The 20995-nt window shown below is 51.2% G+C and carries 17 protein-coding genes; all 17 read left to right on the top strand.

Annotated features, from left to right (window positions below; all coding sequences use genetic code 11):
- The first annotated feature begins 84 nt into the window (after positions 1-84).
- The 17 genes from ACYVBJ_RS08190 to ACYVBJ_RS08110 all read left to right on the top strand — a co-directional run bounded on the left by ACYVBJ_RS08190 (position 85) and on the right by ACYVBJ_RS08110 (position 20980).
- A complete protein-coding gene (locus ACYVBJ_RS08190; RefSeq protein WP_460981802.1) occupies positions 85-2616 on the top strand; it encodes a polysaccharide biosynthesis/export family protein in 2532 nt (843 codons plus the stop codon).
- A 12-nt stretch (positions 2617-2628) separates the two neighbouring features.
- A complete protein-coding gene (locus ACYVBJ_RS08185; RefSeq protein ID WP_460981801.1) occupies positions 2629-3744 on the top strand; it encodes a hypothetical protein in 1116 nt (371 codons plus the stop codon).
- Between the two features lie 68 nt (positions 3745-3812).
- Entirely contained in the window at positions 3813-4643 is an 831-nt protein-coding gene (locus ACYVBJ_RS08180; protein ID WP_460981800.1) for an ABC transporter permease, read from the top strand.
- A 90-nt stretch (positions 4644-4733) separates the two neighbouring features.
- Positions 4734-5990: an ABC transporter ATP-binding protein gene (locus ACYVBJ_RS08175; RefSeq protein WP_460981799.1), complete on the top strand. Its 1257-nt coding sequence runs from the start codon at positions 4734-4736 to the stop codon at positions 5988-5990.
- A gap of 85 nt (positions 5991-6075) precedes the next feature.
- Positions 6076-7185 (top strand): DegT/DnrJ/EryC1/StrS family aminotransferase, encoded by a 1110-nt coding sequence (locus ACYVBJ_RS08170; protein WP_460981798.1) that lies wholly within the window; start codon positions 6076-6078, stop codon positions 7183-7185.
- Positions 7186-7240: 55 nt separating this feature from the next.
- Positions 7241-9289, top strand: coding sequence for an ArnT family glycosyltransferase (locus ACYVBJ_RS08165; RefSeq protein WP_460981797.1), 2049 nt, complete (start codon positions 7241-7243; stop codon positions 9287-9289).
- A 49-nt stretch (positions 9290-9338) separates the two neighbouring features.
- Positions 9339-10052 carry a WbqC family protein gene (locus ACYVBJ_RS08160; RefSeq protein ID WP_460981796.1) on the top strand — a complete coding sequence of 238 codons (714 nt, stop codon included), beginning with the start codon at positions 9339-9341 and terminating at the stop codon, positions 10050-10052.
- Between the two features lie 77 nt (positions 10053-10129).
- Positions 10130-10783, top strand: a complete 654-nt coding sequence (locus ACYVBJ_RS08155; protein WP_460978561.1) for an acetyltransferase — start codon at positions 10130-10132, stop codon at positions 10781-10783.
- 81 nt (positions 10784-10864) lie between these two features.
- Positions 10865-12052, top strand: a complete 1188-nt coding sequence (locus ACYVBJ_RS08150) for a glycosyltransferase family 4 protein (RefSeq protein ID WP_460981795.1) — start codon at positions 10865-10867, stop codon at positions 12050-12052.
- Entirely contained in the window at positions 12045-13154 is a 1110-nt protein-coding gene (locus tag ACYVBJ_RS08145) for an acyltransferase family protein (RefSeq protein ID WP_460981794.1), read from the top strand. The genes ACYVBJ_RS08150 and ACYVBJ_RS08145 overlap by 8 nt, the downstream gene beginning before the upstream one ends.
- A 34-nt stretch (positions 13155-13188) precedes the next feature.
- On the top strand, positions 13189-14223 hold the full coding sequence (locus tag ACYVBJ_RS08140) for a glycosyltransferase family protein (protein ID WP_460981793.1): 1035 nt from the start codon (positions 13189-13191) through the stop codon (positions 14221-14223).
- Positions 14224-14306: 83 nt separating this feature from the next.
- Positions 14307-15278, top strand: a complete 972-nt coding sequence (locus ACYVBJ_RS08135) for a glycosyltransferase family 9 protein (protein WP_460981792.1) — start codon at positions 14307-14309, stop codon at positions 15276-15278.
- The gene (locus tag ACYVBJ_RS08130; RefSeq protein WP_460981791.1) at positions 15275-16102 is read left to right on the top strand and encodes a DUF5672 family protein; all 828 of its coding nucleotides are present in this window, start codon (positions 15275-15277) and stop codon (positions 16100-16102) included. Before ACYVBJ_RS08135 ends, ACYVBJ_RS08130 begins: the two co-directional genes overlap by 4 nt.
- Positions 16103-16104: 2 nt before the next feature.
- Positions 16105-17139 carry a glycosyltransferase family 2 protein gene (locus tag ACYVBJ_RS08125; protein WP_460981790.1) on the top strand — a complete coding sequence of 345 codons (1035 nt, stop codon included), beginning with the start codon at positions 16105-16107 and terminating at the stop codon, positions 17137-17139.
- Positions 17140-17157: 18 nt separating this feature from the next.
- Complete coding sequence (locus ACYVBJ_RS08120; RefSeq protein WP_460981789.1) at positions 17158-18171, top strand: hypothetical protein; 1014 nt, start codon at positions 17158-17160, stop codon at positions 18169-18171.
- A 251-nt stretch (positions 18172-18422) separates the two neighbouring features.
- Positions 18423-19802, top strand: coding sequence for an O-antigen ligase family protein (locus tag ACYVBJ_RS08115; protein WP_460981788.1), 1380 nt, complete (start codon positions 18423-18425; stop codon positions 19800-19802).
- On the top strand, positions 19802-20980 hold the full coding sequence (locus tag ACYVBJ_RS08110; RefSeq protein WP_460981787.1) for a glycosyltransferase family 4 protein: 1179 nt from the start codon (positions 19802-19804) through the stop codon (positions 20978-20980). Before ACYVBJ_RS08115 ends, ACYVBJ_RS08110 begins: the two co-directional genes overlap by 1 nt.
- The last annotated feature ends 15 nt before the right edge of the window (positions 20981-20995 follow it).

The following is a 20995-nucleotide window of genomic DNA, read 5'->3' as shown; positions in this document are numbered from 1 at the left end:
CGAATTATTCACGACTTTCCCCTAAATTCTTTTCATACCGCAAGGGCTCTTTTTCAACGTCGAATTTGTACAGGCATTACGGCTTTGCTGCTATCCGTAACGGGCTTCATCACGCAAGCCCAGATTGCCCCTGCCCCCGCTGGTACAGGCACAGCCTCGCCCGGTGCCGTTCGATCCGGCTCATCACCGGCCACCTCAACCCAGTCTGGCCGAAGCGCTACGTTGCCCGGTGGAGTTAACACCAGTAATCTACCAGCCAATATTCAGCAGCAGATCAACCAGGCGGGTGGACAAATTCCGGGACGTAACGTACGTACCGGTCGTACAACATCGCAACCGACCAACAACCCACTCCGAACGAATCCGACCGGACGCAGTCAAACCGCCGTTGATCCGGCAGACACCACCGACCGGGGTCCACAGACGGATAAAGAGGTGATCGAAGATGGCTACGAGCGGGCGCGTCGCCAGGAACGTGAAGAAACGCGTCGAAAACTCTTCGGCTATTCGATATTTAATGACCCCGACGTGGCGGCTTCGTTTGAGCCCAACATAAATATTGCGACTCCCCGGAACTACATCGTCGGGCCCGGCGATCAGTTGAATATCCGCATCTACGGCTATTCGGAGGTTGATTATTCGCAGACAGTTTCACCCGAAGGAGCGGTTTACTTCGCCAATCAATCGGGGATTGGTCCGGTCTCTGTATTAGGGCTGTCGGTAGAGCAGGCCAAAGCCCGAATCGAAAGTCGGCTGGCCACTAAATTTGTGGGGTTGCGGTCCTCATCCTACGGCCCTAAAAATACATTTTTAGAGGTTTCTCTGGGCGCTATCCGGAGCATACGCGTAACTATAACGGGCGATGCGGTTCGGCCGGGCACGTACACACTCTCCTCCCTATCGACGGCGATGAACGCCATTTATCAGGCGGGTGGCCCCAATGAACTCGGTTCCTTCCGGCGGGTGCAGCTGATCCGTAATAACCGGGCTATTGCTACGCTGGATCTGTATGATTACCTGCTGAACGGTACGCAGCGCAACGACTTCCGGCTACAGGATAACGACAACATCCGGTTTACTACGTATCTGACACGGGTCGAAATTTCCGGTACTGTTAAACGAAACAATATTTTTGAGATGATGCCGAACGAAACGCTCGATCGGCTTCTCTTCTACGCCGGTGACTTCGCGGCTAACGCTTACAAAAGCCGGGTTAAAGTAACGCGCCTGACCGATCGCGAACGTAAAGTGATTGACGTAACGGCTTCCGAGTTTAAAACCTTTAAGATGCAGGATGGCGACCTGGTTACGGTCGAACAGCTTCTGGATCGTTTCGAGAACCAGATTACGATTGAGGGAGCAGTTTACCGGCCGGGGCAGTACTCACTTGATAACAACCAGACCCTAAAGAAACTGATTAGCACTGCCGAGGGCCTAAAAGGTGATGCCTTTACGGGCCGGGTTAATATTGTCCGGACCCGCGAAGACCTGGCCATCGAGAACATAACCGTCAACTTAGCCAACATCCTGGCCGGTACAGAACCCGACGTAACGCTTCAGCGCGAAGACCAGATTATTATTCCATCGCGCTTTGATCTGACCGAGCAGGCTAAAGTTTCGGTGATGGGCGAAGTCAACTATCCCGACGAAAACATTCAGTACATGGCGAACATGTCGCTGAACGATGCCTTACTCCGCGCCGGTGGATTAAAAGAATCAGCAGCCGCTTCGCTGGTCGAAGTGGTTCGGCGGAAGAAGGATGTCGACCCACGCTCCGCTTCGGCGCAGGTAGCCGAAATTCACCGGTTCAATGTTAACCGTGATCTGTCGATTAATTCGGATGAGAACCGGTTTATCCTGGAGCCTTTCGATCAGGTTATCGTCCGTCGGTCGCCGAATTACCTGGTTCAGACGTACGCCAACATCGAAGGCGAGGTTATCGTCCCTGGTTCGTACGCGATCCGCAGCAAAGACCAGAAAATTTCTGATCTGGTTACTTTAGCCGGGGGCCTTACTCCACAGGCCTATGTGGAAGGGGCAACGCTGGTTCGGCGCGTAAGACTCAGTGCCGACGAAGTTGCGCGTCGGAAACAGTCCCTGGAGGATGTAGCTGATGCAGCCAGTATTGGCCAGGTTACCGTAGAAACAGATAGCGTGTCTTCCGACAAGCCAGAGTCGATCGGAATCAACCTGAAAAAGATTTTGGCTAAGCCTGGTTCTTCCGAGGATATTCTGGTCCAGGAAGGCGATCTGTTACGTATCCCGAAACTGCTCGAAACGGTGCGGATTCAGGGCGAGGTATTGCTGCCCACGACGGTTAAGTACCGCCCCAACCAAACCTTCCAGGATTACATTTCGCAGTCGGGTGGATTTACCGCTAAATCACAGCGCCGGAAATCATTCGTAATTTACGCAAACGGCTCGATCGACCGCACCCGTAAATTCATGTTCTTCAACGTGTATCCGCGTGTTGAGCCAGGTGCCGAGGTTGTGATTCCGAAGAAGACTTCTGTTCCTCTCACGCCACAGCAAATTCTTAGCTCAACAGCTGGTACTATTTCGTCGCTCTTATCAGTAATTGGCCTGGTCATCGCCTTAAGTCGGGTAGGACGATAATCTAACATTGCTATGACTCCAACAAATCCGATAAACAGTAATGCTGACGTCCTGGCAACGGGTCGGCCCTTGCCCCCCGATCAAATTTCGCCGAAGTCGGTTGTAGTACGTATTCTTAAACTAAAGGATGTTGCCCGCCGGAACTGGAAGCTTCTGCTCATATTGACGGCGATTGGCGGCACCATCGGTCTTGCTTACGATCTGACCCACAAAAAAGCGCCTATTTATAGTGCCACGATGCTCTTCAACCTCGGGGGTGGTTCATCAGGGAGCAGCTTCGGCGAATTGGGCGCGCTGGCCAGTGCATTTGGTCTGAGTCAGGGTGCCGCAGATGCGAACATCTTTGTGGGGGACAACTTCCTGATCTACGCCAAATCGAGACCCGTAGTCGAAAAAACGTTGATGAAACGGGATACGATCAACGGCAAAGACACGCTGTTGGTGAACTATTACATCCGTCACAGTGGAATTCGGGATGAAGAGTGGGAAGAAGATGATACCCTTCGAGCCTTTTACTTCAAGAAAAGCAAAGAGCCAGTCGAGTACACCAAGCTGGAACAACGGGTGATGTCGGACATTTACACCCGCATCAAATCAGAAATGGGGGTTACGCAACCCGAACGAAAATCCTCGTTTATGGAGCTTCGCTGCGGTATGCAGGATGAGATGCTGGCCGCCCACTTCATTACCAAACACCTCACAACGATCGAAGAGGATTATCGGAAAAAGCAAACCAAGAAAACGCGTGAGATGTTCGATCTGCTGAATTCCCGGGCCGACTCGATCGCCCGTATCCTGAGCGGAACAGAAAATCGGCTGGCTAAGTACATGGACCAAAATCAGCAGGTAGTCGTTGCGCAGGGGCGGATTATGGAAAACCGATTGACCCGTAATTCTACGTTCCTGACAACGCTATATTACCAGGCCCTGCAAAGCGCGGATAATATGCGGTTGTCGCTGATTCGTGAAGCGCCTTTATTTACCATTCTGGAGCCGGTAGCCTTTCCGCTGTATAAGGAGATAAAAACGCAGGTTGGTATGCAGGCGGGCATCGCATTAGGGCTGATTCTGTCAATCATTATCGTCTTTCTGCGCGAAACGTATCGCTCGATTATGCAGGAAGGGTAACCGACCTTTCAGCCACCACCAGACCAAATTGCAGAACAGACCATTATCGAACGGCACCACCCACTGCCATGAAAACGCACGAAGTAATTATTGAACCCGGTCGCGCTGAGCGGCATTATTGGCGAGATTTATGGCGCAACCGCGAGTTGATGTATATCTTGTCCATGCGCGACGTGTCGGTACGTTACAAACAGACCGCCCTTGGCACGGCCTGGGGTCTGATTCGCCCATTAACGACGATGCTGATCATGGTGTTCGTGTTCAGCAAAATTGCCAAGCTGCCCGCCGATCCCGGTGTTCCTTACCCGCTTATGGTATTGGGCGGTATTACCGTCTGGACGTTTTTTTCAACCGCGTTTACCCAGATCAGCAACAGCGTTACGTTGAACTCAAATCTGGTCACCAAAGTCTATTTCCCGCGTTTGATCATGCCCATCAGTTCGATCGCGGTTAGCTTCATTGACTTTTTGGTGTCGCTGGGTCTCTTTATTTTGCTGGCTATCTGGTACCGATTCGTTCCGGATTGGCACATTCTGCTTGCGCCTGTGTTCATATTGCTGGCAGTATTAGCCTCGTTTGCGTTTGGACTATTTTTTGCTGTCATCAACGTGCGATTCCGCGACGTTGGGCAGTTGATTCCATTTTTGGTGCAGGTTGGATTCTACGCCTGCCCGATTGCTTACAGTAGCCGACTTGTAGCCAATGAATCCTGGTATTCACTGTACATCCTGAATCCGTTGGTTGGCATTATTGACGGGTTTCGTTGGTCTTTGTTGGGAGAAAATGCGTACTTTAACCCCCGGAGCCTACTGACTTCCGTTGCGATTGTCGGGGTTTGCCTGGCTATATCCATTTATTTCTTTCGCAAACGCGAAAACACCTTTGTCGATGATATTTAACGATTTATGATCGCGGTATGGGGCAGGATATTGACCTGATATGAAGACTCATCATCCACCATACTCGGCTAATCGTAAGTCATAATTACTATGTCCGTCATTACTGTCGAAAATATAAGTAAGCAATACATCATTGACCACCAGAAAGGCAAGGGCTCGACCACGCTCCGGGATGTAATTTCAGAAAACTTCCGGCAGCTATTCGGAAAAGGAAAGCAGCAGACTGAAATAACCCGGGAAGAGTTCTGGGCCTTGCGTGACGTAAGTTTTTCCATTGAGCAAGGCGATCGCGTTGGTATCATCGGCCATAATGGAGCCGGTAAGTCGACCATGCTCAAGATCCTGAGTAAAATTATTGAACCAACTACCGGTAGTGTTCGCATTCGCGGACGAGTAGCCAGCCTGCTCGAAGTTGGCACCGGTTTTCACCCGGAATTGACCGGTCGCGAAAACATCTACCTCAACGGGTCGCTGCTTGGAATGACCCGGAGCGAAATCCGTAAACAGTTTGACGAGATCGTGGCCTTTGCCGGTGTCGAAAAGTTTCTCGACACCCCCGTTAAACGCTATTCGTCGGGCATGTACGTACGGCTGGGCTTCGCCATTTCGGCCCACCTCGACCCTGAAATCATGATCGTCGATGAGGTACTGGCCGTGGGTGATGCGGAGTTCCAGAAAAAGAGCCTGGGCAAAATGCGCGACAACTCGGCAAGCGGCCGGACCGTTATTTTCGTTAGCCATAACTTGACGGCGGTACAGGCACTCTGCAACAAGACCTTGTATTTTGAGCGGGGCCAGTTGATTGAGCAGGGCGAAACCAACCAGGTTATTGCCTCGTACCTGAGCAAAGTATCGAAGACGCGGCTGACCCGCCATTGGGATAACCCCGAAGATGCTCCTGGCAACGATCTTGTGCGCGTTCGTCGGATTGAGTTGATTCCGGAATACCAGGATGACTTAACGACCATTGATGTTCGGACACCGATGAAAGTGCGATTCGAGTTCTGGAACATGATGGAACGCGCTAATTTAAACCTAAGCCTGCACCTTAATTCGTTAACCGGCGAATGCATTTTTAACGTTGGTACTCAGTCGCAACCCTACGGAAAAGGGTTGATTGTCGGTGAATGCACCATTCCCGGCTATTTCCTGAACGACGGTACGTATACGATTTCCGTAATGATTGTGAAGGATACCGTTACTCCGCTTTATGTTATGGATGAGGGTATTACCTTTGATGTTGAGGACTACCGCGAAGGCATTGCCTGGTACGGAAAATGGCCGGGCTACGTACGTCCCCAGTTTCCGTTCCAGATGGAAATGCTGGAGGAGGTTCCTGTAAAATGAATGTACAGCTCAGCTATTTTCAGCGTTTCGGCGAATATACTCCTGAATCCTGAAAAAAAGATGAGCGTTCCCGTGAAGACAATCCATGATTAACGTCACCAAATCATACCTGCCGGACTTAGACGAATACACCAAATACCTGTCGGGTATCTGGGAGCGTGTTCACCTGACGAATGACGGTCCTCTGCTCCGCCAGCTTGAAGATCAGTTGAAGGAGTATCTGGGTGTGAAACACCTGAAGTTCTGCTCCAACGGAACGATCGTTCTTCAGATGGCCCTGAAAGCGCTCGACATTACCAAGGAAGTAATTACTACGCCTTTTTCCTACGTTGCTACCACGAATGCCTTGTTGTGGGAAGGCTGTACGCCCGTATTTGCCGACATCCGTCCGGATGATTTCTGCATTGATCCGGATAAGATTGAACCGCTGATCACCCAAAATACGCAGGCCATCATGGCTACCCACGTGTATGGTAACGCCTGCCGGATTGAGCAGATTCAGGCCATTGCCGAGCGCTTCAAGCTAAAAGTTATCTACGACGCAGCCCACACTTTCGGCGCTAATTACCAGGGGCAATCTATCTTAAGCTACGGCGATGTCAGTACGTGTAGTTTCCACGCCACAAAAGTTTTTCATACCGTCGAAGGCGGCTGCCTGGCCACGAACGATGATGAACTGGCGAATAAACTGCATTTCTACCGATCGTTTGGGCATCGCAACGACGATTACTACAGCATTGGCATAAACGCGAAAAACTCCGAGTTTCACGCGGCCATGGGCCTGTGCGTTTTGCCGAAAGTACCGGACCTGATTGCCGCCCGAAAACAGGTATTTGGCTATTATAACGACCGGCTTGATTTTACCCGAATCAGCCGTCCGACGTTAGCTCCAGGTGTTGACTACAATTACGCCTATTACCCGGTTGTCTTCGATTCCGAAGAGTCCTTGCTGCGGGTGGTTGATGGTCTGAAAGCCCAGGACATTGTGCCCCGGCGCTATTTTTATCCATCGCTCAATACCTTACCGTTCGTAAATCAGCTTCGGTCGGGAGCGGTCGAGTCTTGTCCGATCTCCGAAGACATATCGCTGCGGGTGTTGTGTCTCCCACTTTATCCTGACTTAGCCGAAGCGGATGTCGACCGGATTGCAACGCTTGTCAATGAAGCTGTTGCGGTAGACCACGTTGATCATTAGCCAACCGGCCGTTAAACTCATCCCCTTGAGCTATATGCTTCAGTAATTCGACCGAATGACGCTGCTGTACCTTATTTCTGGTTTTCTGTTTATTGCCTATCTCGGATGGTTAGCCGCTCGAATATGCCGTCCGTCCTTGCCCGAGTGGCTACTGACTATCTTTTTATTAGGAGCCGGCAGTGTAATCCTGACGGGATTTATATTATCCGCGTTGTATCAAACGGCTAACGCTCCTGTCTGGGCCGTCTCGGTTTTTGGTACTGCTACCGTATTGAGTGCAATTCTGAACCGCTTATCAACCGAGCGGACGCGTTTCTCTATCTCGGAGCTGGTACGTACCAGTCTCAGAACCTTCTCAGATTGGTTTGGCAGTTTATCGATGTATACGAAGTTCGTATTCGGCAGTTTACTCATTACGTTAAGTGTAATTGCCTTTACTAACTTGTTGCTGGTGCTGTTCACCGTTCCGAACGAATGGGATAGCATGACGGGCCACCTGAACCGGGTGATGCAGTACCTGCAACGGGGCAGCATGAGGCACTTTGGTGGTACGAACTGGAACATAGACACGTATCCGAAAAGCGTCTGTACGCTTCAGATCTATTCATTTCTGATGACGGGCCGGTTTGAAAACGGCTTCAAGTTTATTCATCACCTCAGTTACTGGACTGCCGTTGTCGCGGTTTTCGGTATTGTACAGCGTATTGGCAAAAACCTGTCGGCTAGTTTTTTTTGTGCATTGGCGTACGCCCTGCTGCCCGATTTTCTGATGCAGGCGATCACCACTGAAACGGATATTGTTTTAACGGCCTACCTAAGCGTGCTGCTCTACATGCTGTTTACGTACCAGCAAACCAAGGACAACCGGTATCTGTACCTGGCGGGAATGGCGTTCGGCATTGCCTTTGGCCATAAGATCACTTTCGCTCTACTGCTGCCTTCGGTCTTTGTTATCATGGTCTATACGGTCTTTTTGTCATCGTCGTGGCAGATTACCTTTACCAGAACCTGGCGGTTAGCCGCGGCCATTCTGGTGGGCATCTGCCTCTGGACACTTCCGACCGGCTACCTTAAAAACGTTGAAGTTTTTGGTCATCCCATTGGCCCGCCGACCGCCTTAAAGCATCAGTCCGTGGAGCGGGCTGGCTCACTGACGAACCTGCTGGAGCAGGGCAGCCGGAATGTTGTCCGGTATGGCTACGATCACGTGAACCTGGATGGTATACGTAACACAACGCTTGGGGCATCCGTAAACCATACCATGCGCACACCGCTGGTTGCCCTGGAAGATAAATTGCACATGCGACTGGACGAAGAAACCGATTTTTCGATTCAGCCGTTTGCCTTCGACCGTCGGTTTGTTTTCTACAATGCCAATCCTTATTGGGGTGTCTTTGGCTTTGGTTTGATTTTTCCGCTGCTCTTTCTGGTTCTGATTGGATACGTTCGGTCAACTCCGCACATCTTTCTGGGTTTAGCTTTGCTGCTTCATTTCGCAGCCCTTTCCTACTCGGCTCCATACGACCCGTTCAAAGGGCGCTACTTCATCGAGACCGGTCTGTTCGGCGTTACGTTTCTTGCCCTACTGTTTTTGCATCCGCGCACCTCCGTGGCCGTTCCCAACCGAACGATCTGGAAAGGCTACGTAGCGCTGATAACCGGGTTGGGGTGTATGTCAGCACTGATGAGCGTTTTCATGAACATCCGCGCTTTACCGTTCGGCTGGACAGCTCCCGACGGACATACGTATTCGTCAGCGTTCCAGTCTGATCGCATACGGCAGATGACGCTTGGCCGCCCGGATATTTATGCACCGTACAAACGCTTTGACGAGCTTGTTCCCGATACGGCGACTGTAGCCCTGGGTACCATCAACGACGACTACGAGTATCCGCTCTACGGACCACGACTGTCGCGTCGTCTGATCGCCATCAATCCGTTTGAACAGGGGCTACGGCCTGTCCCGAAAGATGCGGATTACCTGTTTTTCGCGAAAAGTGTCATTCGCCCTCAGCCCGGCGATGTACGCCTTGGCACCGACACCACGATGCGTACTGCCGTGATCGTGCCGGGTGAAGATTATTACCTGCGTAAGTTGAAGTAGCGCCGGTAAACCATCCGACACGTAACGTCACGCTCAAACCTGAATTCGTATGACACTTGCCATCATGCAGCCCTATTTTTTGCCTTACATCGGCTACATGCAGTTGATGAACGCCGTGGATACGTTCGTGTTATACGACGACGTAGCGTTTATTAACCGCGGTTGGGTGAACCGGAATCGCCTGCTGATCAACGGGCAGGAATATCTGTTTACGGTACCCTTAAAAGATGCAAGCCAGAATAAGCGAATCAACGAAGTGCATCTCGCCGACGATCCGAAGTGGCGCAGCAAACTGCTGAAAACGATTGAACAGGGGTACCGGAAGGCTCCCCATTACGGTGCAGTCATGCCGATAACCGAAAAAATTATCAACTTCGCAACGGACTCGATTGCCGAACTGATCTGGAATAGCCTCGTTGAACTGAGCAGCTACTTAGGGTTAACCACCCGCCTGGTAGCCTCTTCTGCGGTGTACAACAACGGTCAGCTTAAAGCGCAGGAGCGAATTCTCGATATTTGTCGGCAGGAACGGGCGACCCGATACATTAATCCGATTGGCGGCACTGAACTATACGACAAGCCAACTTTTACGCAGTCGGGCATTGAGTTGTGTTTCATTCAATCCAGGCGGGTTGAATACCCTCAGTTCAAGCGGCCTGATGGTAGCCATACGTTCGTTCCCTGGTTGTCTATTTTAGATATCCTTATGTTTAACGACATTGCTACCGTAAAAACAATGCTGGATGCCTACGAACTGGTTTAGTGTGTACCGATCAGGACCGATAAAGCGCGCATTGTCTAGACCAGCTTAACCGCCCAACCTCATCATTCACTAACAGCATGGCAAAAATTGTTATTTTCGGTGTGATGGATACCGCCGAACTCGCTCACTTCTACCTGACTCATGATTCGGAACATGAAGTAGCCGCCTTTACGGTGAACCGGGAGTATCTGAATGGAACAGAGTTTCGGGGCCTGCCCCTGGTTGCCTTCGAAGACGTAGAGACGTTGTTTCCACCCCAGGAATACAAGTTTTTCGCGCCAATGACCGGACGAGGAATGAACCGTAACCGCGAACGTATCTATCTTGATGCTAAAGCGAAAGGCTACGAATTCATCTCATACATCAGTTCAAAAGCAACGACCTTCGGTAACGAAATCGGTGAAAACTGCTTCATTCTGGAAGACAACACCATTCAGCCCTTCACCAAAATTGGTAATAATGTGGTGCTTTGGAGCGGTAACCACATCGGTCATCACGGCGAGATTAAAGATCACGTTTTTTTTACTTCGCACGTAGTGATGTCGGGACATTGCGTCATTGAGCCGTACTGCTTTTTTGGGGTGAACAGCACCATTCGCGATTTTTTGCACATTGCTACGGGTACGTTGCTGGGCATGGCTTCGGCTATTTATAAGGATACAGATGACTGGGGCGTTTACATTGGCAACCCGGCCCGCAAGCTTCCGAAGCCCAGCCACGAAACGTACTAGATTCGGCCATTTACTGCCGTTGGCAACGCCTGAGCTATCACTAGCTCTCTAAAGGCAGTTCACGGCTCTGCCTCACTTCGAATGACCATTCTCCTCATTGGCCACGATGCAAACCGCGCAGGCGCACAGCTCGTTCTGCTCAATCTGATGCGCCTGCTGAAAGCGCAGGGCATTCAGATGCACCTGCTTTTAGGCGAAGGCGGCCCACTCCTGACCGATTATAAGGCGATCTGCCCCGTTACCCTCTGGCCCGCGCCTAGCCAGTACGTTGTTGGGCCAATCATGGACAAGGTGCTGGGTAAGCTTGGTCTGTGGGAGCGATTTCGCAATCAGCAAACCGCAACGCATCAGCAGACAGTCAGCGCCCAACTGGCGATTGATCGGGCCGATCTAATTCTGGTCAATACGGTCACCAGTAGCCGCTGGTTTGGTCAGTTACCCATTCCTGCGCAAACGCCAGTTGTTACGTTTGTACATGAGCTGGCTATGTCAGTACGTATGTATACCCGTCCCGATGAGCTGGCATTTTTGCTTCGGCGAACGAATCGGCTGCTGGCCGTATCGAGGGCAACGGCTCGGTATTATGAACAGCAGCATGGATTTGATCCGGCACGGATCATGCTTTACACGCTCATTGATACGCCGATGATGGAGCGCAATGTTCAACTGGCCCGGCAGCAGCCGACTATTTATTCTCCGCTGGGCCTACCGGAAGATGCGCTCATTGTGGGGGGCTGCGGCAACGCAGAATGGCGGAAAGGTAATGATCTGTTCATCGCCATTGCTCGTCAGGTCATTGGTCGACAGGCCGGTAAACCCATTCATTTTGTCTGGGTGGGTGTACCGCCGGGACCACTCCACGACGACCTGATCATTGATATTCAAAAAGCCGGTCTGGCCGATCGGGTTCACTTGATTCCGCCTACACCAGACGTGTTACGTTACGTTAGCCGGTTTGATGTATTCGTCTTATGTTCACGGGAAGACCCCTACCCGCTGGTTGTTTTTGAAGCTGGCCTGTGCGAAGTTCCGGTCGTGTGTTTCGACGGTGCTGGCGGAGCGCCCGAACTGGTCGAAGCGGATGGCGGGTTTGTGGTGCCTTATCTGGATCTGGATGCCATGAGTAGCCGTATCCTGACGTTGCTCGACCAGCCCGCTACCCGTCAGTCGATGGGGAAACGACTTAACCAGAAAATTCTGGAGCGCCACCCGGCCAAACAAAGTGTAGAGACGCTCATTAGTCTGTTTAACCAGCTGACCCATGTTTAAACTACCTTCGGGCTACATGCCACAGTTAGACGCGCTCAGGACGTTTGCCGTGCTGTTAGTGGTCGTTTATCATTGGTTTCCTACCGGCGAAGGTATCAACTGGCTCCCCAACGGCACCATTGGGGTCATGGTCTTTTTTGTTATCAGTGGCTTTCTCATCACCCGGATTCTACTCGAAAACCGTTCGCGAATCGATCAGGGAAAAGCCCTCCTGGGCGCTACGTACCGTAACTTTTTCGTCCGGCGGGCGCTGCGCATTTTTCCTCTGTATTACCTGGTGATTACGGCCGTCCTGATTTTTTTGCCAGCCGCATCCGACATCGACGAGCATCCGCTATACTATTATTTATACGGATATAATATCCTGCTGCATCGAACCGGCAACTGGGGGGATTTGCTTTCTCCCTTTTGGACGCTGGGCGTCGAAGAACAGTTATATCTGGTCTGGCCCTGGTTGATTCTGCTGACACCCAAGTCGCTGCTTCGGTGGCTGCTGGCAAGTATGATTGTATTCGCCATTACGTTTCGGGGGTACGGATACGTGAATGGCGATCTGGACGGTGTGCTGACGCCCGCCAGTCTGGATGCGTTTGGCCTCGGAGCCACCTGGGCTTACATCAGCCTAATCCGTCCCGATCTGCTTACGAGCTACCGTAAAACGCTGACACTGGCTGCCGGGCTGGCAATAGTAGGTTTTATCAGCTTACTTCAGTTGCCTCCCGACCACTTACTGGTGGTTTTGTTCCAGCGATTTCTGATTTCAATAGTTGCGGTTTACGTAGTGACGTGGGCGAGCGTCGGCCTTACCGGGCCGATTGGGTATGTACTCGACAACCGCCTGCTGCAATTCGTAGGGCGTATCAGTTATGGCATTTACGTGTTCCACATGATCGTACCAGGTTACATTATTCCCCTTTTATTACGTATTTTTAACCGATTCGGCCTATCACCAACCTTGAATTACTGGGAGCACCGACTTGTCAGTCTGGGCGTACTATTAGCGATTTCTTCCCTATCTTGGTATGCCTTTGAACGACCAATCAATAAATTAAAACGGTATTTTGCGTATAAAAAACCGGTACCAAATCCGATTAGTCGGTAGACGTACAACCTGCTGACTGGCTATCCATGATCCGATGACTCTTGCTTTTACAATCTGCTCCATTAACTATTTAGCGCAGGCCCGTACTCTTGGTGACTCATTACGACAAACGAACCCTGATTATCAATATGTAATCGGGCTGGTCGACAAATTAAGCGCTGCAAACCTGCCCGACGACCTGATCCCAGACTATCCCATGCTGGAAGTCGATCAGATTGGGATACCCGATTTCGCGGCTATGTGCGATCGGTATGACATTACCGAACTGAACACGGCCGTAAAACCGTTTTATATCGATTATTTTTTCCGGACGGCTCCGGATGCTACGTCGGTTATTTATTTTGACCCCGACATCATTGTTTTTCAGCCCCTGAATAAGCTGAACGCCGATCTGACGAATCATAGCCTTGTTCTGACGCCCCACACCTGCTCGCCAACTCCCGACTGGGAACGCCCAAACGAGCAGCACCATCTGAACACGGGCATTTTTAACCTGGGGTTTATTGGTTTACGGAACGACGGAACGGCTCATCAGTTTGTTGACTGGTGGAAAGCCCGGTTGATTTACGAATGCCGTATTGATTTGTGCGCGGGTCTTTTTGTCGATCAGCACTGGGTTAATTTCGCCCCGGTCTATTACGACAACGTATTGATTGAACATCACTTAGGTTACAATGCCGCCTACTGGAACCTGCACGAACGTTACTTTTCTACTAACTCAGCCGGGCAATGGCAGGTAAGTTCATCCCCGGATGAACACAATACGATAAGCGAATTGCAGTTTTTTCATTATAGCGGTTACAACCCTGACCGACCGGACGAGGTCTCAAAGTATCAAACGCGGTATAGTTTTTCGGCAGCTGATTTTTCGGAGCAACCCCGTCGTTTGCGGCTGGATGCCAAACCCTTATTCGACCTGTATGCAGAGCGGTTACGGGCCAATCACAACGATAAATACCGGACGTATGCATGCGTTTATATCAAATCGCCCGTTGTGTTACGATACCAGCGGGTACGAAAGGGGCTCAAAGCTCCCATTAATCGAATTATCGCGTTGCTAGAATCCTAACGAATATGGCTGTACGGCCGGACCAATCATGGTCACACCTTCGGGCACTATGGACGCATCGGTACCATAAGTACACGCACATTGTGCGTAAATTCTGGTCCGTTGCGCTAAAATATATGTATCTGCGCCGGTTGAAGACTCGCCACCCGAATCGACCGCTGGTAGCCATTATTCTATCGGAGCAGATGGGTGACATCATTGCCTGTGAGCCCGTGATCCGGGAGGTTCGCCAACGGCACCCAACCGGCTATATCATCTGGGTCGTTCGCAAACCGTACGTTGAGTTAGTCGAATCGCACCCGGATCTGGATGGGTATCTAGTCGAGCTATGCCCCAGCGAACGCGTATGGTTGATAAAGTCAGGCATTTATGACGAGGTGTATAACTTACATATATCGCACCGAAAGTGTAAATACTGCCCCGAAGACCCCATTAACCCGACAGCGGACCGCATTGGGCTGACGTTCGATAATTATTACCACCGGGGCGATTTATTGTACATGTTTTCGCAGGCAGCCGGTTTGCCCGCCCTGACAGCGGATCCGAAGATGTATATTCCTCAGCCGGTGAAACAGCAGATAAACAACCTGAGGCTACCGCATCAACCGATCGTGATTCACTGCCAGTCCAGCCATGTATTGCGCGACTGGCCCGGTGAAAACTGGAACCGGCTCGTCCGGTGGCTACTGGCCAACTACCCGCATTCGGTTATTGAAGTGGGCCTGACTCCGGTTGTAACCGAAGAAAATCCGCGTTTCCGCAGTCTGTGCGGCCAACTCAGTCTGCACGAAACGGCGGAGGTCATTGGCCGCGCTCAACTGTTTATTGGCATCGACAGCGGACCCGCGCACATGGCGAACGCCATGAACACGCCCGGGATTATCCTGCTGGGCCAGTTGTTCGATTTCGTCCATTACCTGCCCTACTCCGGCCGCTATAAACGCGGAGAGGGCGTGACCATTCTTAACTTCTCGGGTCATCCTTGTGCTGAGCTTCCCTATGACTGGGTGCAAACCGCGGCTCAGCAGCAACTGAGCCAACCAAAATTTGTATGAAGTCATCTGCCGCTCCCAGCGTGTGCGTTGTTATACCCATCTATAAACCTGAGATTACTGAGAACGAGTACATTTCATTAGCGCAATGTTTACGCGTACTGGGCAGTTATCCAATCTGTCTGGTTGCCCCGCACGCACTCGATACTTCCTATTACCGTAAAATATCCTCAACTTTACAACTCAAAACGTTCGACGATCGTTATTTCGCCGACATCCAGGGGTACAATCGGTTGATGTTGTCCGAGGAGTTTTATCAGGCATTTGCCGATGTTGACTATATACTGATTCACCAGTTGGATGCTTTTGTCTTCCGCGACGAACTGGCCAACTGGTGTCGGCAGGGGTACGATTATATTGGCGCGCCCTGGCTCCGTGACCGCGACTTCACGGGCTGGCGGGATGAACTTTGGTTTCGTGTAAAACAACGGATAGCGACCGTGTTTGATCTAAAAAAACCCGATGGCATTACGCCCCGCGAAATCGTCAGTCTCAACGGCGTGGGCAACGGTGGTCTGTCGCTTCGGCGAACGGCAAGTATGCTCCGCGGGCTTCGCCTGTTTAAGCATAAACTACAGGCCTACGAAGAGAAACATCTGCATCAATACAATGAAGATGTTTTTTGGGGAATAGAAGTAAATCGCTACTGGCCATTATTGCGTATTCCTTCTTACCGGAAAGCACTGCATTTTGCAATTGAATTTTACCCACAGTGGGCCATTGAACATTATAATCAGGGGCAGCTTCCTTTTGGCTGCCATGCCTGGGATGTTCACGGCACCGACTACTGGCGATCTGTATTCGCTGATTACGGCTATCACATCTAACTATGACGAAGTGCATGACGGCATCGGCACAACCAACTATTTCTGTAGCGCTCTGTACCTATAACGGAAGCGCTTACTTACCCACTCAGTGGCAAAGCTTGCTCGAGCAACATCAACTTCCCGACGAGGTAGTTGTCTGCGATGACCAGTCGACCGATGGAACTGTAAAATTGCTTCATGAGTTTGCCGAAAAAGCGCCATTTACAGTTCGCGTTCTGGAAAACCCGGTTCGGTTGGGATACAACAAAAATTTTGAGAAAGCCCTTTCCGCCTGTACCGGTGACCTGCTCTTTATCTGCGATCAGGACGACTACTGGTTTCCCGAAAAAATCAGTACCATGTCGGCTTACATGATCGACCAACCGGAAACACAGCTTGCCTTTTGCGATGCCTGGGTGACTGACGAAGCGCTGCAACAGCGCGAAAGCCGGTTTTGGGAACGCGTGCGCTTCGATGGCCAGGCCAAAGCGCGTTGGCAAACAGGCGATATGATGGACATAATGCTGGACGGCAACCGCGTTATGGGGTGTGCCAGTGTTATCCGGCGCAGTTTTTTACAAACCGTTTTGCCGATTCCTGAAACGATCCCGGGTTATATCTACGACGGGTGGATGGGCCTGGTAGGAGCCGCGTACAATACGATTCATTTCATTGACCTGCCTTTACAGCTGTATCGAACACACGTGCAGCAGCAGGTTGGCGTGCGCGAAAGTGAACCCGGACGTCGTATCCGTCTGCGCGACCGCTTTATTCGTCACCGGGGCGAAAAACTGGCCCCGCTCCGCGAGAAGCAGGCTCAACTGGCTGTTATCAGCCGCTTGTTAGCCGAACGGGTAGCCCCTACAGCGCCCGGAATGACCTTGCTCCATCGGCGGCTAGAACACTTCACCATGCGAAGCTGCTTACCTCACGAACGCATTCGCCGAATACGCCCCGTACTGAGCAATCTTCGTCAGGGAAATTATAAGCGATATGCCGACGCAGCGGCTAATTGGATGGCTCCCTACCTGGCGGCTTTGGGCGATATGCTCGAATGAGTTAGTTTTGCACCCACTGTGTTAGTAACCATCTGTACAATCCGCCAGCTGCCACAAGCGTTTGCGCTTGGCGATAGCTTCATCAGGTATTCTGCCGAATCTGTTAATCAGCCCGTACCGGTACTGATTGGTTTAGCCGATGACCCAGCCAACTTACCACCTGATTTTATTGCTCCCTATCCGTTATTGCCATTCAGCGACGTAATAGCGCCGGAGCAGTTGCAAAAGCTGTCCGCAGTCTATACACCCACTGAGCTAAAAGCGGCCTGTAAGCCCTTGTTCCTCTCGGAAGTGTTTCGTCGGTATCCAGCGGCTGATCACGTATTGTACGCCGACCCGAACATCACGTTTTATGCGCCAACAGCCCCTATATGGGAAGCGCTGGGAAGCAGCACGGTGCTGCTGACTCCGCTCATTACGCAGAAAATTAGCGACACGGCCTGGCCCGACGAGAAATTCTTTCAGAACGTGGGTCTGTACAGTTCCGATTTTATGGCCTTTCGCCGATCTACCGAAACAGATCGGTTGCTAGCCTGGTGGGATGACCGCGTACGGACTCGGGCTCACATAGATTTTTGCTCGGGACTTTGCACAGACCAGCTCTGGTTGATGCACGTACCGGTATTTTTTAAAGAAACCGTTGTTGTTAAAGACCGAGGCTGGCATGTCGCCCTGTGGAATCTGGCCGAACGGCGCTTGCAGCAAGCTGGCCCAGACTGGCTGATCGATGGGCCCATAAGCCAGTCGGTGCCGCTTCTTTTCGTGAATTTTAAAGGATTGTTGGATCCCGACGAAGGCTTCTTTCCCCATCAGACCCGAATAGACCTCAAAAACGAGTTGCTCGTTACCGAACTGCTAACTCAGTATAAGCAAACGGTACAGCAGCACACCTCAGCCGGATTAACGACTCCGCCCGCATTCGGCCAACAACCGGAACCTAACGTAATACGCGGCTGGCGACGATCAACCATTAACGGATTAATGGGTATTAAACAATTCATTGATCAGGTTCCTTTGCCCGTCATTCGCTGATTGCACCGTATCAGACCGGAACGTATCAATAAATACCCTATTTTTGCGGACGTATTTCTGAGAATAATACAACTGTTAACTCGTTTAGAAAGGAAGGCCGCTACATATCAGGGAGCCGTTCAGCTCTCGTTACTCAGCAGGCAAAGGTAGCCGGGCAACGCGAGCAGTTTTGAGACGGTTTAACGTAATGAATTCGTAATCGGCTCAGTTGGGTCGTATCAGATTGACTCAACTCGTCAACTAATTGAAGTATGGGCAGTGTTCTTCGCTTTTTGCAGACGCTTGATTATATGCGAATGGTTGTAGGCATCTGTATTCTTATAGATGGCTACCCAATTATTTTCTTCTTCCGGGAAACCCTGAAGTTAGCTCCCGGCAGCACAGCCTTCACGGCCATTGCCTTTGCGGGAGGGCTTCTGTTGATGGTTCCGTTTACGATCCTGCGTCGATTGTACAGGCCCAACATGACCATGTTCTGGATGGGCATCTCGTTTTTGCTGCTCAGCATTTTCTATATGTTCACCTACATGGGCGATCCCGGCTTCAAAGACTATGATCGGGACCTCATTTATTACCTGTACGTATTCATCTTTCTGTTTCTGCTCATCAACATCCCGAATGACATCATCCGCGTGTTTATCCCGGTCGTTATTCTGTTTACGTTGGTCTCAAATTTGGGCCTGATCTATTCGCTGATAACGAATCCAACCTGGGCTATCGGGCAGCGGGCAACGATCACGCTCGGCAACAGTGATGATGGCTCTGGTAACCCTCACGTGTTTTCCCGCAATGCCTTCATGGGCGTAATTGCCTGCGGAGTCTGGCTGGTCCGTTCGCAAACGAACATCCTGTTCCGGCTCGTATGTTTATTCTCCGGGGCACTCAGCCTGGCCGTGCTGGTCTTAACGCAGACCCGGTCATCCATCGTTGCCCTGCTGCTGGCGCTTGCCTTCTTTGTTTATTTCAACGTTCGACCGGCTCAAATCCGGACGGCGGTTCGCAGCCTGATAAAACCCGTTCCACTTATTTTTATGTTTGTTGGCTTACTGGGTATTATCTATTTCTTCCGGCGCTACTACGATGCCTACGCCATTCTGTACGGGTACGTCATTGCGTTCATGGAACGTAACCTGGAAAACGTGTATGCCATACTAGGACTGAAAGCAAACGGAGCAGGTTATAAGGCCGCTCTGGATGACTCGGCGGCCAACCGCTCCACGAGTGCGCTGTTCTTTTCCAACGTCCTGGAAGGGCATATTCATCGGCTCATTCTCGGATTTGGCTATAAATTCCTGTATCTGGACGTACCCATTCTCGAAGCGCTGACGAATCTGGGCATACTGGGTTTTGTACTGTTCGCGGGGGTGAATCTCAAAACGCTGTATTATTCGGTTATTGCCATGCGCGATAACCCAAACCCGCTGAATACGTTCCTGGCCTATTTTTATCTGCTCATTCTGGTTACTTCATTCACCAATGGGCGACCGTACGAAATCTCGTTCTGGTTACCACTCGCCCTGATGATTCGATTTATGGGCGTCGATCATCTGTTTCCAGCTTATTTATCGAATCATCAGGGTAAACCACTCAGCGATCAGTACACTGTGATTCCAAAAGCTCAGCCGGCCTGATGCGCATTCTGATAATACACAACATCGTATGGGCGCACTATAAATCAAGCGTTTTTCAGGCACTCCAGCAGTTGACGGATCAGCAGCCGGACATCGTCCTGAACGTAGTGCAGATTGCCCGCAACGAGCGTTCGCGAGCGGCCCTCGAAGCCACCGCTGACTCTACAGCACCGGCCTACAGCTATACGTATGATCTGCTCTTCGACCGGTTTCTGGAAGACACTAGCGTTCAGGAGCGAGCGACTGCCCTGATTCGCCAGGCTAAACGGTTTCGGCCCGATATCATTACGTTAACGGGTTATTACGATCCCGCGCAGATTCTGCTGCTGCTGTGGGCTAAATTAAGAGGCATACGTATTGTTATGCAGAACGAAAGCACGGCCATTGATCACCAGCGCGGGGGTTGGAAAGAATCCGTCAAACGGCAGATCATGAGCCGATGTGATGGGTTTTTCTGCTTCGGAAGTCAGTCAGCCAACTACCTGATTGGCCTCGGCGTGGCACCCGAAAAAATTCTGTCGAGCAAGAGTGCCGTCGACAACACGGCCTTATGGAAAGCCTATCAGCACGCGCTGCCCGAACGTACTGAACAGCAACAACAGCTCGATTTACGGCCGCATAACTTTGTGTTTGTCGGTCGATTGATCGCGTTCAAGAACGTATCGGCCCTACTGTCAGCCTTTGCTGAAGCACGAAGTCAGGCCCCGAACGCTTCGGACTGGGGAATCATTCTGCTGGGTGATGGACCGGAGCGTGAAGCATTGCAGCATCAGGCCAGCGACTTAAACATTGCGGATTCGGTCGCTTTTCTGGCTGGCCGGCCGTGGTATCAGGTGCCTGGTATTCTGGCGCTTTCCGACGTATTAGTTCTGCCCAGTCGTTCGGAGCCCTGGGGCCTGGTCGTCAACGAAGCGATGGTTTGCGGTCTTCCAGTCATTGTATCTGATAAGTGTGGATGTGTGCCGGATTTGATGCGGAATGGCCAGAATGGCTTTGTATTTGACCCGAATCAACCCCATGAGCTGACCCGTCATCTTGTACAATTTATGAATAATCAGGTCGATACGAAAAGCATGGGCGAATGTGCTCAGCAGCTTATCGCCCCGTACGCACCGGAAGCTGTCGCCCGCGAAATGCTCAACGGTTTTAGTCGTCTGTTGCCCTCACTTACAAAGTAGACCTGGGCATTTAAT

Source organism: Spirosoma fluminis (assembly GCF_054778895.1).
The sequence above is the reverse complement of the archived record's forward strand: the minus strand, read 5'-3'. Positions and strand labels throughout refer to the sequence as shown.

Excerpts from the sequence above, each read along its gene's own strand:
- ACYVBJ_RS08185 (WP_460981801.1), top strand. The coding sequence starts at position 2,629 with ATGACTCCAACAAATCCGATAAACAGTAATGCTGACGTCCTGGCAACG.
- ACYVBJ_RS08180 (WP_460981800.1), top strand. The coding sequence starts at position 3,813 with ATGAAAACGCACGAAGTAATTATTGAACCCGGTCGCGCTGAGCGGCAT.
- ACYVBJ_RS08175 (WP_460981799.1), top strand. The coding sequence starts at position 4,734 with ATGTCCGTCATTACTGTCGAAAATATAAGTAAGCAATACATCATTGAC.
- ACYVBJ_RS08170 (WP_460981798.1), top strand. The coding sequence starts at position 6,076 with ATGATTAACGTCACCAAATCATACCTGCCGGACTTAGACGAATACACC.
- ACYVBJ_RS08165 (WP_460981797.1), top strand. The coding sequence starts at position 7,241 with ATGACGCTGCTGTACCTTATTTCTGGTTTTCTGTTTATTGCCTATCTC.
- ACYVBJ_RS08160 (WP_460981796.1), top strand. The coding sequence starts at position 9,339 with ATGACACTTGCCATCATGCAGCCCTATTTTTTGCCTTACATCGGCTAC.
- ACYVBJ_RS08155 (WP_460978561.1), top strand. The coding sequence starts at position 10,130 with ATGGCAAAAATTGTTATTTTCGGTGTGATGGATACCGCCGAACTCGCT.
- ACYVBJ_RS08150 (WP_460981795.1), top strand. The coding sequence starts at position 10,865 with ATGACCATTCTCCTCATTGGCCACGATGCAAACCGCGCAGGCGCACAG.
- ACYVBJ_RS08145 (WP_460981794.1), top strand. The coding sequence starts at position 12,045 with ATGTTTAAACTACCTTCGGGCTACATGCCACAGTTAGACGCGCTCAGG.
- ACYVBJ_RS08140 (WP_460981793.1), top strand. The coding sequence starts at position 13,189 with ATGACTCTTGCTTTTACAATCTGCTCCATTAACTATTTAGCGCAGGCC.
- ACYVBJ_RS08130 (WP_460981791.1), top strand. The coding sequence starts at position 15,275 with ATGAAGTCATCTGCCGCTCCCAGCGTGTGCGTTGTTATACCCATCTAT.
- ACYVBJ_RS08125 (WP_460981790.1), top strand. The coding sequence starts at position 16,105 with ATGACGAAGTGCATGACGGCATCGGCACAACCAACTATTTCTGTAGCG.
- ACYVBJ_RS08115 (WP_460981788.1), top strand. The coding sequence starts at position 18,423 with ATGGGCAGTGTTCTTCGCTTTTTGCAGACGCTTGATTATATGCGAATG.
- ACYVBJ_RS08110 (WP_460981787.1), top strand. The coding sequence starts at position 19,802 with ATGCGCATTCTGATAATACACAACATCGTATGGGCGCACTATAAATCA.